The sequence below is a fragment of the Luedemannella flava genome, assembly GCF_039528515.1.
GTDB classification, from domain to species: Bacteria; Actinomycetota; Actinomycetes; order Mycobacteriales; family Micromonosporaceae; genus Luedemannella; species Luedemannella flava.
Genome location: NZ_BAAALT010000127.1, coordinates 45,921 through 58,402, shown reverse-complemented (window position 1 = coordinate 58,402; position 12,482 = coordinate 45,921). Strand labels below are relative to the sequence as shown.

Annotated in this window: 13 protein-coding genes; 10 read left to right on the top strand and 3 right to left on the bottom strand. The window is 72.3% G+C overall.

The features are described 5' to 3' along the window. Positions 1 to 31 precede the first annotated feature (31 nt). A complete protein-coding gene (locus ABD211_RS20290; RefSeq protein WP_344134132.1) occupies positions 32 to 1,021 on the top strand; it encodes an NAD-dependent epimerase/dehydratase family protein in 990 nt (329 codons plus the stop codon). A 10-nt stretch (positions 1,022 to 1,031) separates the two neighbouring features. After that, positions 1,032 to 1,517: a GNAT family N-acetyltransferase gene (locus ABD211_RS20285; RefSeq protein ID WP_344134129.1), complete on the top strand. Its 486-nt coding sequence runs from the start codon at positions 1,032 to 1,034 to the stop codon at positions 1,515 to 1,517. Here ABD211_RS20285 and ABD211_RS20280 read toward each other — a convergent pair. Beyond that, on the bottom strand, positions 1,514 to 1,915 hold the full coding sequence (locus ABD211_RS20280) for a DUF4240 domain-containing protein (RefSeq protein ID WP_344134126.1): 402 nt from the start codon (positions 1,913 to 1,915) through the stop codon (positions 1,514 to 1,516). The genes ABD211_RS20285 and ABD211_RS20280 overlap by 4 nt on opposite strands. Positions 1,916 to 1,938: 23 nt before the next feature. On the opposite strand from ABD211_RS20280, the gene ABD211_RS20275 reads away from it, so the two are divergent. From ABD211_RS20275 to ABD211_RS20265, 3 genes are all read left to right on the top strand, one after another. Further along, positions 1,939 to 2,283, top strand: a complete 345-nt coding sequence (locus ABD211_RS20275) for a DUF952 domain-containing protein (protein WP_344134123.1) — start codon at positions 1,939 to 1,941, stop codon at positions 2,281 to 2,283. Positions 2,284 to 2,416: 133 nt separating this feature from the next. Beyond that, a complete protein-coding gene (locus ABD211_RS20270) occupies positions 2,417 to 3,862 on the top strand; it encodes a phospholipase D-like domain-containing protein (protein WP_344134120.1) in 1,446 nt (481 codons plus the stop codon). Between the two features lie 37 nt (positions 3,863 to 3,899). Next, the gene (locus tag ABD211_RS20265; RefSeq protein ID WP_344134118.1) at positions 3,900 to 4,712 is read left to right on the top strand and encodes a DUF1206 domain-containing protein; all 813 of its coding nucleotides are present in this window, start codon (positions 3,900 to 3,902) and stop codon (positions 4,710 to 4,712) included. A gap of 26 nt (positions 4,713 to 4,738) precedes the next feature. Here ABD211_RS20265 and ABD211_RS20260 read toward each other — a convergent pair whose 3' ends face one another. Further along, positions 4,739 to 5,428: a DUF998 domain-containing protein gene (locus ABD211_RS20260; RefSeq protein ID WP_344134115.1), complete on the bottom strand. Its 690-nt coding sequence runs from the start codon at positions 5,426 to 5,428 to the stop codon at positions 4,739 to 4,741. Between the two features lie 131 nt (positions 5,429 to 5,559). On the opposite strand from ABD211_RS20260, the gene ABD211_RS20255 reads away from it, so the two are divergent. The 5 genes from ABD211_RS20255 (at position 5,560) to ABD211_RS20235 (ending at position 10,890) form a co-directional block, all read left to right on the top strand. Next, positions 5,560 to 6,150 carry a TetR/AcrR family transcriptional regulator gene (locus ABD211_RS20255; RefSeq protein WP_344134112.1) on the top strand — a complete coding sequence of 197 codons (591 nt, stop codon included), beginning with the start codon at positions 5,560 to 5,562 and terminating at the stop codon, positions 6,148 to 6,150. 417 nt (positions 6,151 to 6,567) lie between these two features. Next, positions 6,568 to 6,903, top strand: coding sequence for an ArsR/SmtB family transcription factor (locus tag ABD211_RS20250; RefSeq protein WP_344134110.1), 336 nt, complete (start codon positions 6,568 to 6,570; stop codon positions 6,901 to 6,903). Further along, positions 6,900 to 7,328, top strand: coding sequence for an SRPBCC family protein (locus ABD211_RS20245; RefSeq protein ID WP_344134107.1), 429 nt, complete (start codon positions 6,900 to 6,902; stop codon positions 7,326 to 7,328). Before ABD211_RS20250 ends, ABD211_RS20245 begins: the two co-directional genes overlap by 4 nt. 170 nt (positions 7,329 to 7,498) lie before the next feature. After that, positions 7,499 to 8,305 (top strand): FAD binding domain-containing protein, encoded by an 807-nt coding sequence (locus ABD211_RS20240; protein ID WP_344134104.1) that lies wholly within the window; start codon positions 7,499 to 7,501, stop codon positions 8,303 to 8,305. After that, positions 8,302 to 10,890: a molybdopterin-dependent oxidoreductase gene (locus ABD211_RS20235; protein ID WP_344134101.1), complete on the top strand. Its 2,589-nt coding sequence runs from the start codon at positions 8,302 to 8,304 to the stop codon at positions 10,888 to 10,890. Before ABD211_RS20240 ends, ABD211_RS20235 begins: the two co-directional genes overlap by 4 nt. Here the strand turns inward: ABD211_RS20235 and ABD211_RS20230 are convergent. After that, a complete protein-coding gene (locus ABD211_RS20230; protein ID WP_344134098.1) occupies positions 10,841 to 12,451 on the bottom strand; it encodes an FAD-dependent oxidoreductase in 1,611 nt (536 codons plus the stop codon). The two genes, ABD211_RS20235 and ABD211_RS20230, sit on opposite strands and share 50 nt — an antisense overlap. Between the last annotated feature and the right edge of the window lie 31 nt (positions 12,452 to 12,482).

Sequence of the window (12,482 nt, the reverse complement as noted above, 5' to 3'; positions counted from 1 at the left end):
GCCGGGGCGCCGCCGGTGCTTGACTGGCCCGATGGAGCTTCTGGTGCTGGGCGGGACGGCGTGGTTGGGGCGGCGGACGGCCGCCGAGGCGGTGGCACGCGGGCACGCGGTGACCTGCCTCGCGCGGGGCGAGAGCGGCCGGGCTACCGAAGGCGCGACGCTCGTCAACGCCGACCGCGCCGGGCCGGACGCCTACGCCGCGGTGGCCGGGCGCGACTGGGACGCCGTGGTCGACGTGTCCTGGCAGCCGGCGTTCGTGCGCGGCGCCCTGGCCGCGCTGGCCGCGAGCGCCGCGCACTGGGTCTACGTGTCGTCGGTCAGCGTCTACGCCAGCCACGACACGCCCGGCGCCGACGAGAGCGCCGAGGTGCTGCCCGCGACGACGAAGGACCGCGTCACCGGCGAGGAGTACGGCGAGGCGAAGGTCGCCTGCGAACGCGCGTGCCGCGACGCGCTGGGCGACCGGCTGCTCATCGCCCGGTCGGGCCTCATCGGCGGGCCCGGCGACCCGAGCGACCGGGCGGGCTACTGGGTGGCCCGGGCCGCCCGCGACCCCGACACGCCCCTGCTCGCGCCCGACCCGGCCGACCGCGCCACCGAGGTCACCGACGTGCGCGACCTGGCCGCCTGGCTGGTCGACGTGGCCGAGCGCCGGACCACCGGCGTCGTCGACGCGGTCGGCCCCGTCGTGCCCTTCGGCGAGTGGCTGTCACTGAGCCGCGAGGTGGGCGGCCACCGCGGTCCGGTCGTCACGGCCGACGCGCAGTGGCTGCTCGCGCACGGGGTCAACGAATGGATGGGCCCCGAGTCGCTGCCGATGTGGATCGGCTCGCCCGGGGCCGAGGCCCACGCCGCCCGCCGCGGCGCGGCGGCGGCCGCGGCCGGCCTCACCCACCGCCCCCGTGCCGAGCTGGTCGCGGACACCCTGGCCTGGGAGCGCACGCTCGGCCTCGACCGTCCCCGTCGAGCCGGCCTGAGCGCGGCACGCGAGCAGGCCGTGGTCGCCGACCTGCTCGGCTAGGCTGGCGCCCGTGTCCACCCCGCGAGAGGTCCGCCTCGTCCCCATGACGGCCGACGAATTCGGTCCATACCTTGACAAACTCATCATCGAGTACGCCGAGGAGAACGTCATCGCGGGCCGCTGGTCGGCCGAGGAGTCCCTGGCGAAGTCCCGGGAGAACGTGCTCGGCCTGCTCCCGGACGGCCTCGACTCGAAGGGCCAGCACGTGTGGACCGCGCGCGACGCGGCGACGGGCGGGCGCGTCGGCGTCCTGTGGATCGAGATCCGGCCGGCGGCGGGCACCACCGAGGCGTTCATCTACGACATCGAGGTGGACGCCGACCAGCGCGGATCCGGCTACGGGCGGGCCATCATGAACGCGGCCGCCGACCGGTCCCGCGAGCTGGGCGCGACCCGCATCGGCCTGCACGTGCACGGCCACAACGCGGTCGCCCGCAAGCTCTACACGTCGCTCGGCTTCGCCGAGAAGAGCGTCATCATGGCGCTGGACCTCTAGCGGCAGCCGCCCTCGTACCGGGCGGACAGTCGGGGGAACGCGGCGCGCAGCTCGCGCCGGTCGCCGAGGTTGGTCCACTCCCCCGTCGGCTCACCGTCGGCCCAGCCCGCCTCCAGGTCGGCGGCGTCGACGCCCGACGGCGTGACGGTCTCGTCGGCGAGCGTGTCCGGGTCCTTGAGCGCCGCGTCGAACACCGCCTGCCCGCGCGTGATCAGCCAGCGCCGCAGGTCGAGGAACTCCGCGTCGGTGGCGGACCCGAGCAGCAGCGTCGCCGCGTCGCGCAGCGGTCGCGTGTTGGCCAGGTCCAGGTGCCGGCGCCACTGCGCGGCGAACGCCGCCCGCTCGTCGGCGGTCGGCCCGCCCCCGGCCACCGCGTCCCAGAACCGTGCCTCGTCCACCCCGCCACGATACGGTTCGGCGTGTGATCTACAAGCTGCTGACCGCCGCCGAGTGGGCGGCCGCCGTCGAGGCGGGCCAGTTCGACGGCTCGGCCGTCGACCGACAGGACGGCTATGTGCACTTCTCGACCGCCGAGCAGGTGGTCGAGACGGCCCGCCGCTACTTCACCGGCGTGACCGACCTCACCATGCTGGCTGTGGACCCCGAACCGCTCGGCGAGGCGCTGCGCTGGGAGCCTTCCCGGGGCGGGGACCTGTTCCCCCACCTCTACGCCCCGCTACCCGTCTCCGCGGTGACCGCCGTGCTGCCGCTGCCCGACAACCTCCCCGCCGCCGAGGCCGTCGCCGCCGCCCTGCCGCGTTTGTGATCGACGCTCACCGGGCACTTCCTGCCCCGTGGGTGTCGCCGAGTGGTTCCTCAGCCGGGCCGAGCGCGGCAACCCGCATACCCATGTGGACGATCGGCACCGGGATGGCAGCGCGTGGAGCGTTGGGAACCGGGTGCGGGCGCTGATCCACGGGGATGCCTACTTCGCCGAGGTGCTGCGCGTCGTCGAGGCGACCCGCGCGGGCGACCTGGTGATGTTCACCGACTGGCGCGGCGACGCCGACGAACGGCTCGCCGGGCCGGGCACCGAGGTGGCCCGGGTGCTCGCCGCCGCCGCGCGTCGCGGCGTACTCGTGAAGGGGTTGATCTGGCGCTCGCACAGCGACCGGCTGCACTTCAGCGCGGCGGCCAACCGACGACTGGCTGATGAGCTGCGCGCGGCGGGGGGCGACGTGCTCCTCGACATGCGGGTGCGACCCGGCGGGTCGCACCACCAGAAACTGCTGGTCGTACGGCATCCGGAGCGGCCCGAACGGGACGTCGCCTTCGTCGGCGGCATCGACCTGAGCCACGGGCGCAACGACGGTCGGGCGCACCGGGGCGACCCGCAGCGCCCGCCGATGGCCGAGGCCTACGGGCCGCGCCCACCGTGGCACGACATCCAGCTGGAGATCCGCGGACCGGCCGTCGGCGACGTGGAGGCGACGTTCCGGGAACGGTGGAACGACCCGACGCCGCTGACCCACAACCCGGTGCGGTACCTGCGCGACAAACTCGGCGGGCTGCCCACCGCGGCCGACCGCATGCCGCCGCAGCTGCCCGACCCGCCCCCGGCCGGCGTGCACACGGTGCAGCTGCTGCGCACGTACCCCTACCGCCGGCGCGGCTACGCGTTCGCGCCCGACGGGGAGCGCAGCGTGGCGCGCGGCTACATCAAGGCGCTGCGCCGCGCCCGCGAGCTGATCTACATCGAGGACCAGTACCTGTGGTCGGCCGAGGTGGTGCGGCCGTTCGCGGACGCGCTGCGCGCCAACCCCCGGCTGCACCTCATCGCGGTGGTGCCCCGCTTCCCGGACCAGCCGGGCCGGCTCACCGCGCTCGCCCAGTGTCTCGGCCGCACCGACGCCCTGGAGCTGCTGCGGGAGGCGGGCGGCGACCGCGTCGCCGTGTACGGCCTGGAGAACGAGGCGGGCACGCCCATCTACGTGCACGCCAAGGCGTGCGTCATCGACGACACGTGGGCCACGGTCGGGTCGGACAACTTCAATCTGCGCTCGTGGACGTGGGACACCGAGCTGACCTGCGCCGTCCACGACGAGGGCGGATTCCCGCTCGACCTGCGCCTCGAGGCGGCCCGCGAGCATCTCGGCCGCGTCGGCGACGACGACGGGGACCTGCGCGACCCGCAGGTGGCGTTCATGGCGTTCGCCAAGGCGGCCCAGGAGCTCGACGACTGGCACGAGGGTGGGTGCAAGGGCCCGCGCCCCGCCGGCCGGCTGCGCGCCTACCGGCCGCCCACAGTGGACCGGTGGCGGTCGTTGCCCGCCCGGATCCTCTACCGCCTCGTCTGCGATCCCGACGGGCGTCCCGCGGCGCTGCGCCGCGCGCACGCGTTCTGACGTTTGCGGCCGTCCCGTCGCCGGGCATGGCTTCACCATGGCCACCGCAGAGACCACCGCGCACCAGGCGGCGAACAGCCGGACACTCGAGCTGCTCACCAGGATCGGATTCACCGGGTACGGGGTGGTGCACCTCGTCGTCGCGTGGCTCGCCGTGCAGATCGCCCTCGGCGACCCGGCGGAGGAGGGCGATCAGACCGGCGCGTTCGCGGCGCTCGCCGAACACACCGTCGGCCGCGTGCTCCTCGTGGTCGTCGCCGTCGGCCTGGCCGCCATGGCGGTGTGGCAAGGGCTGCTCGCGGCCGTCGGCCATCGCGAGGAGACGGGCGCCGCGCGCGTGTGGGAGCGGATCGGGTCGGGCGCCCGGGCCGTCGTCTACGCCGTGCTCGGGGTCTCCGCCGGGCGCGCGGCCTTCGGCGACGGCGCGTCCAGCGCGGACAAGCAGGAGGGTGCGGCGGCCGGGGTCATGGGTCACCCGTGGGGCCCGTGGCTGGTCGGCCTTGTCGGTCTCGGCGTTGTCGCGCTGGGGATCGGGCTGGGCGTCTACGGCGTCATGAAGAAGTTCGAGCGGCGGCTCAAGCGCGGCGAGATGTCCGCGACCACGCGCAAGGCCGCGATCGCGACAGGCATGACGGGGTACGCCGCGAAGGGCGTCGCGTACGGCATCGTGGGCGTGCTGCTGGTGGCCGCCGCGTGGACGCACGACCCGGACAAGTCACGCGGGCTCGACGCGGCGCTGCGGACGCTGGCCGCGCAGCCGTACGGCGGACTGCTGCTCGGGCTGGTCGCGGCGGGGATCGCGGCGTTCGGGGCGTACTGCTTCCTGCAGGCCCGCTACCGCGACGTGTGACCGACCCGCGCCGTGCTACCGGCCCCTTAGGAGATGACCATCTGGGGCCTTGACCCTCTGATCCGCCGATTGCCCTTCCAGATGGACCTGCCGGCGCAGATGAAGCCGATCAGAAGGGGATAGACCGCGCAGCGTTCGACCAGGCCGATCAGGCTGGCCGATGAGCCGGCGATGGCCATGAAGCCGACCAGCGAGACAAGACCGAAGACGCCGAGGGCGACCATAGCGCGGCCGGTGGTGGCGGCGATTCCGGCCTGTCGGTGCGCGCGCCCGAGAATGATGATCAGTACATTGCCGCTGACGATGCTTGCCAGGGCGCCCACCGAGTGAAAGTCGATGGCACCGCTGTCGGGCGTCTCGCCGGTTCCGGGGAAGAAGGCCAGCAGCACCCCGCCGGCGGCGATCAGGAAGGCGAGGGTGCGCACTGCCCAGCCGCGCAGGCCGCGCATGCCCGCGAGCATGGCGGTGCCGCCGAACAGGACGATCCCGAACAGGAAGAATCCGGTGTTCATGACCCACGCCAGTGGCGAGTACATGAGCTGCCCGAACCCCTGCGTCGGGCCGTGTACGCCGAGGTTGCTGATGTAGTCGTAGGTGTAGCTGTAGGGCGGACGCGTCCACGCGGCCGCGGCGACGAACTCCGCGACGAAGAAGACCACTCCTCCGGCGATGAGCGCGATGCCAGCGGCGGAGCGTTGCCTCTGCTGAGCGTCCATGGTTCCTTCTCTCCCGGCATCCCGCCGCACGTGTCGATTCCGCCGATCAATTTCCGGTACGACACCAATACTGTATCGGCACCAGTTATGGAGTCAATACGTATAGCGAACGGCTCCAGTACGCTGTCGGCATGGGCGAGGGGCAGCCAACCGGGCGACGGGAACGAAAGAAGGCAGCGACCCGGGCATCGATCGTGCGGGCCGCCCACGAACTGTTCCTCGAACGAGGGTTCGACGCGGTGAGCGTCCGCGAGATCGCCGACCGGGCGGACGTGTCGCCGACCACCGTTTTCACGCACTTCCCGCACAAAGAGGCCCTGGCGTTCGGTGACGAGGAAGTGCGACACGACCGGCTCGTCGCGGCAGTGGCCGACCGACCGCCGGGCACCTCGATCTCCGCCGCGCTCAAGGCGCACTACCTTGCGGAGATCACCGCGCTCGGGTCCGAACGTGAGCGGCCGGTCCTCGCCTTGATGGAACAGACACCCGCCCTGGTCGAGTACGCCGAACGCATGTGGTTCCGCCACGAAGACGCCCTGATCGCGGCGATCACGCGGGAGTTCGGGCTTCCCGAGCCCAGCGACGAGATCGGCTTCTTCGTCCGCTTCGCCCTCCAGATACAGCTCAGCGCAACCCGGGCCGCCGACCCGGAGTCCACCATCGACGCAGGTTTCCGGCTCCTCGACGAAGGCTGGCTGCGCTACCAACGCCAGTTCCACTAGAAGAGGGTCGCCAAAGCGGTGACCGACGGCAGGCCCCGCACCCGTTACACCATCGGCGCGACGGCTGCCTTCCTCATCCGGGCTTCCCGCATCCTTTCCGACCGGATGACGACCTCTGACCTGCGCAAGCACTACGCGGCCGAGGACCGTGGCCGCACGACCGCGACACATACCGCCCGACCGAAACCGCTGCCGGCTGCCGCACGCTCCACTTTCGACACGACATGGCGACCGCGACCGCCCCGGACAGGGCTACCACCTGGCCCGACCCATGCCCGCGAGGCCGTGTCCCGCCTGCTGGCCCGTCAGCAGGCCGCGACGGCAGCGGACCGCTGAGCGATGTCCGAGCAGGTTGACAGGGCCCGGTGCGGAGCCTATGGTTAACGAGTTCGTTAATTAACGAGGTGGTTAAACAGCATGACCGAGGACCGGCTCAGCACGATCTTCGCGGCGCTCGCGGACCCGACGCGGCGGGCGATCCTCGCCCGGCTGGCCGACGGCGAGGCGACCGTCTCGGAGCTGGCCGAGCCGTTCTCGATCAGCCTGCCCGCCATCTCCCGGCACCTGAAGGTGCTCGAACACGCCGGGCTCATCTCGCGCAGCCGGTCGGCGCAGTGGCGCTCGAACCGGCTGGAGCCCGGGCCGCTGCGCGAGGCGACCGAGTGGATGGAGCGCTACCGGCACTTCTGGGACGTCAACCTCACCCGGCTCGACGCCCACCTCAAACGCCTCCAGGAAGGACCATCGTCATGACCGAGCTCATCATCAACCGGATCTTCGACGCGCCGCGCGAGCTGGTGTACCGCGCCTTCGCCGACCCGGACCAGCTGGCCCGGTGGTTCGGCCCGGTCGGCTGGTCGGTGCCCCGCGACAGCATCGACATGGACGTGCGCCCCGGTGGCCATCAGCGCTACACCATGGTCAATGACGCGGAACCGACCCAGGCCGTGACCATCGAGGCCACCTACCACGAGGTGGTGCCCCACGAGCTGCTCGACGGCTACGCCACCGCCCCGGACGGCACGACGATGAGCCTCCGTCTCGAGTTCCACGACGAGGGCGGCAAGACCCGCCTCGTGGTCCGCCAGGGCCCGTTCACCGACGAGGTGGCCGAGATGACCCGGCAGGGCTGGGGCAGCTCGTTCACGAAGCTCGACGACTGCATCGCCACGCACTGACACCGGGTCAGGCCCAGGAACGTGGCACGAACATGCCGTCATGACAGCACGGAGGGACAAGCGGGACAACGGGCCATCGGTAACGCTTGCGGTATCCGCCGGTAACACGTCACGGTGATCTGGTGCGGTTCGATCTTCACAGGTCACCGTGACGTGTCGGGGAGGCGGTCGTGGATCTCAACACCGTGGCGGAGGTGCGCGATGCGGCCGCGCTGGACCGGTGGCGGCCCGGCGACGCGTGGCTGGCCGGCGGGACGTACCTGTTCTCGGAGCCGCAGCCCGGGGTCACCCGGCTGCTGGACCTCGCGAGCTTCAACTGGGCGCCGCTCACGGCGACCGACAACGGGCTGGAGATCGCGGCCACCTGCACCGTCGCGGAGCTGTTCGGGTTCGAGCCGCCGGTGCGGTGGCCCGCGCTGCAACCGTTGATCCAACAGTGCTGCCACGCGTTCCTCGCCTCTTTCAAGATCTGGAATGTCGCCACCGTCGGCGGGAACCTGTGCAACGCCCTGCCCGCCGGCCCGATGATCTCGCTGACCGCCGCCCTGGACGGCGTCTGCACCGTCCTCACGGTCGACGGGCGGACCCGCCTCATGCCGGTCACCGAGCTGGTCACGGGCGCCGGCACGATCGCCCTCGCCCCCGGCGACCTGCTCCGGTCGGTCACGCTCCCGGGCACCGCCCTCGGCGGCACGACGGCGTTCCGGCAGGGCTCGTTGAACACCCACGGCCGCTCGGCCGCGCTGCTCATCGGCCGCCGCGACCCGTCCGGCGCCCTGGTTCTCACGGTGACCGCCTCGACCGTGCGCCCCGTCCGGCTCAGCTTCCCCACGATCCCGGACGCGGCGATGCTGCGGGCCGCGATCACCGCGACCATCCCCGATGACGCGTACGTCGACGACGTGCACGGGCTGCCGGAATGGCGCCGCCACCTCACGCTGCTGTTCGCCGAGGAGATCCGGCGGGAGCTGGCATGACTATCCGGGTCAACGGCGAACCACACGACGAAAAGCCCCGTCCGGGTCAGTGCCTGCGGACCTACCTGCGGGAGCAGGGCCTGTTCGGCGTCAAGAAGGGCTGCGACGCCGGCGACTGCGGGGCGTGCACCGTCCATGTCGACGGGATGCCCGTACACAGTTGTGTGTATCCGGCGGTGCGGGCCGCGGGCCGGTCCGTCACCACGGTCGAAGGGCTCGCGGACGCCGAGGGGTTGCACCCGGCGCAGCAACGTTTCCTGGCCGCGCAGGGGTTCCAGTGCGGGTTCTGCACGGCCGGCTACGTGATGACCGCCGCCGCGCTCGACAGGGACGCCGACCTGCCCCGGGCGCTGAAGGGGAACCTGTGCCGGTGCACGGGCTACCGCTCGATCGACAACGCGATGTGCGGGGTCGGCCGCGCCGTCGGCGACGGGACCGTCGGCACCGACCTGGGCGCGCCGGCCGGGCCCGACATCGTCACCGGCGCGGCCCGCTACACCTTCGACGTGGACGTGCCCGGCCTGCTGCACATGAAGGTGCTGCGCTCGCCGCACCCGCACGCCCGGATCGTGTCGATCGACGCGACGGCCGCGCTGGCCATTCCTGGCGTGGTGGCCGTGTTCACGCACGAGGACGCGCCGACGACCCTGTTCTCCACTGCCCGCCACGAGCACCCCGAGGAGGATCCCGACGATACCCGGGTCCTCGACGACGTGGTCCGCTTCGTCGGGCAGCGGGTCGCGGCGGTCGTCGCCGAGACCGAGGCCGCCGCCGAGGCCGGGTGCCGCGCGGTCGACGTGCGCTACCGGGTGCTGCCGGCCGTGTTCGACCCCGAGGAGGCGATGCGCCCGGGCGCCCCGAAGGTGCACGCCGGCACGAACGTCATCGGCGAGCTGCACCAGCGTCACGGGGACGCCGACGCGGCGCTCGACGCCGCGGACGTGGTCTACGAGGGGACGTTCCACACGCCCCGGGCCCAGCACGCCGCGCTGGAGACGCACGGCGCCCTCGCCTGGCTCGACGACGACGGGCGCCTCGTCATGCGGTCGAGCACGCAGACCCCGTTCCTCACCCGCCGCGCCCTGTGCGCCCTGTTCGACCTGCCCCTGTCCCAGGTCCGCGTCGTCGCCGGCCGGGTCGGCGGCGGGTTCGGCGGCAAGCAGGAGATGCTCGTCGAGGACCTCGTCGCCCTGGCCGTGCTGCGGTTGGGTCGTCCCGTGAAGCTCGAGTACACCCGCGCCGAACAGTTCACGGCCGCCACGGTGCGCCACCCGTTCACCGTGCGGGTGGCCGTCGGCGCCAGCCGCGACGGCACGCTCACCGCGCTCAAGCTGCGCGTCGTGTCCAACACCGGCGCCTACGGCAACCACGGGCCGTCCGTCCTCGGCCACGCCTGCCACGAGTCGCTCGCCGTCTACCACTGCCCCAACGTCACCGTCGACGGGTTCGCCGTCTACACCAACACGGTGCCGTCAGGAGCTTTCCGGGGGTACGGGCTCGGACAGGTCATCTTCGCCGTTGAGTCGGCGCTCGACGAGGTGGCCCGGCTGCTGGGCATGGACCCGGTGACGCTGCGCGAACGCAACATCATCCGGCCGGGCGACGCGCTCGGCCCGCCCGACGAGGTCGACGACCTGACGCTGGGCTCCTACGGGCTCGACCAGTGCCTGTCCGCGGTCCGGTCGGCGTACGCGCGCCCGGTCGCGGCGCCGGACGGGTGGCCGGTCGGGCGCGGCATGGCGCTGTCGATGATCGCGACCGGGCCGCCGGGCGGGCACTTCGCGGACGCGCGCATCGCGCTCCTTCCGTCCGGCGGCTACGAACTCTCGGTCGGCTCGGCCGAGTTCGGCAACGGCAGCACGACCGTGCACGTCCAGATCGCGGCGACGGCGCTCGGGGTGTCGCCCTCGTTGATCAGCGTCCGGCAGTCGGACACGGATCTCGTCGGGCACGACACGGGCGCGTTCGCCTCGACGGGCACCGTCGTCGCCGGTCGCGCCGTGCTGCTCGCGTGCGAGGACCTGCTGGCCCGGGTGGAGTCCGGCGAGGGGCCGTTCGTGGGGCACGGGCACTGGGCCGGGTCGCCCCGGTCGGTCGCCTTCAACGCGCAGTACTTCTGTGTGGCCGTCTCCCCCGACACCGGGGAGATCCGGATCCTGGACAGCGTGCACGCCGCCGACGCCGGCACGGTCATGAACCCGGCGCAGTGCCGGGGGCAGGTGGAGGGCGGCGTCGCCCAGGCGCTCGGCACCGCGATGTTCGAGGAGGTACGCGTCGACGACCACGGCCGGGTGACCACGGCGGCGTTCCGGCAGTACCACCTGCCCACGTACGCCGACGTCCCGCGCACCGAGGTGGTGTTCGCGGACACGGACGACCCGTGCGGGCCGATGGGCGCGAAGTCGATGAGCGAGAGCCCGTTCAACCCGGTCGCCCCCGCCCTGGCCAACGCCGTCCGCGACGCGACCGGCGTCCGGCTGACGAGCCTCCCGCTGTCCCGCGACCGGGTGTGGCTCGCCCTGCGGGCGGTGACGGCTACGGTGCCGGCGCCAGGGGCCACTGCAGGTGCTGGCCGCCCTGACTGAGCCGGGTCTGCAGGGCCGCGATGTCGACGCGCTGCACGGGGACACCGCTGTCGAGGGCCAGCTTGGCGGCGGTCGCGGCGGACTGGGCAAGGAGCATGAAGACGGGCTCCATCCGCAGCGAGCCGTACGCGACGTGGCTGGCCGACAGGCAGACCGGAACGAGGAGGTTGGCGCACTGCGCCTCGAAGGGAACGATCGAGCGGTAACTGACCGGGTACGGGCCGGGCGTTTTGACCTGCACGTCGCCCTCGTTGCGGACCGATCCGTCGATCACGGTCCGCTGGCAGTTGTGCGAGTCGATGGTGTAGCTGGCAAGCCCGATCGAGTCGGGGGCCCGCACCCGACCCCGACAGTCCCACTCGGTCATCACGTACGCGGAGAGCATCCGGCGCGACTCCCGCACGTACAACTGGGGTGGCCAGCCTCCGGTGGCGGTGAACTCGTCGGCCGCGAGGCCCCAGGCGGCGGTGCTGGCGCGGACCGACGCCGGCAGCCGGGGGTCGTTGGCGAGGAACCACAGGAGGCCCTGCTGGTAGGAGCGGTGGTCGTCGGTGATGGTCCGCCGTAGGGTGTGGCTGGCGGTCGGGTAGTCGTAGTTCGCGCCGATGAAGTCCGTGGAGAACGCGCCGTTGTTGTTGGAGTCCGTCTTGCCGTTGCCGACGCCACGGGCTGAGAAGAACGGCCCACGGTAGCCGGCCTGCACGTAGCGGTACACGATCTCGTAGTCGGCCGGATCGTAGCCGGCGGGCCGGGGGAACCGGATCCGGTCGGCCGCCCTGGTCAGGCACATGCGGAAGTTGTAGGCCTGGGTGCGCCCGTCGCCGGTGCCGGCCGGCGCGACCGGGGTCCGGGAGATGCCCGGCAGGATTCCGCTGCGCGGGCTACCGGGCACCACGTACGGATCGACGGACAGGCTGAACTGGTGTGCGGTGGACAGCTGCACCCCGTTGACCGTCTCGCCGTACACGCTGTTGGCCTCGCGACCGAAGGTGTGGGCCACGCCGGCGCTCGCCATCAGGTCGCCTTCGTACGTGGCGTCGAGGAACATCGAGCCGGCGAAGGTCCGCTCGTCGTGGACGGTGAGCGCCGTGATCCGGTTGCCCACTGTGGTCACCGCGACCAGCCGCGCTCCGAGGTAGACCGCAATCCCGTGCTCGGCGAGCAGGTCGTCGAAGACCTCGGCGGCCACGTGTGGCTCGAAGGCGAGCCGCGTTGGCGAGTCCGACGTGAGGGTGTTGCCGTGGCACTTGGCGTGTACCCGCCGATAGAACTCCCCGGCGATGCCGCCGATCGCGGCAGCGGTGCCCCGGTCCGTGAAGCCGAGACCCCCGGTCGTCATCCCGCCGATGTGGCAGCCCGGTTCAAGAATGACCGCGGTGCACCCCATCCGGCGCATCTGCACGGCGGCGACGATGCCGGCCGCCGTGGCCCCGTAGACAACCAGATCGGCGCGCACGACATTGGCGGTGTAAGCAGCCACCCCGTAACCGGCGGCCCCGGCTACGACCAGCGTGGATCCGCCGAGACGCAACAGTTGACGGCGGGTGAACGCGGGCGACACTTCTGGATGCTAAGGGACGCCGGCGCGACTG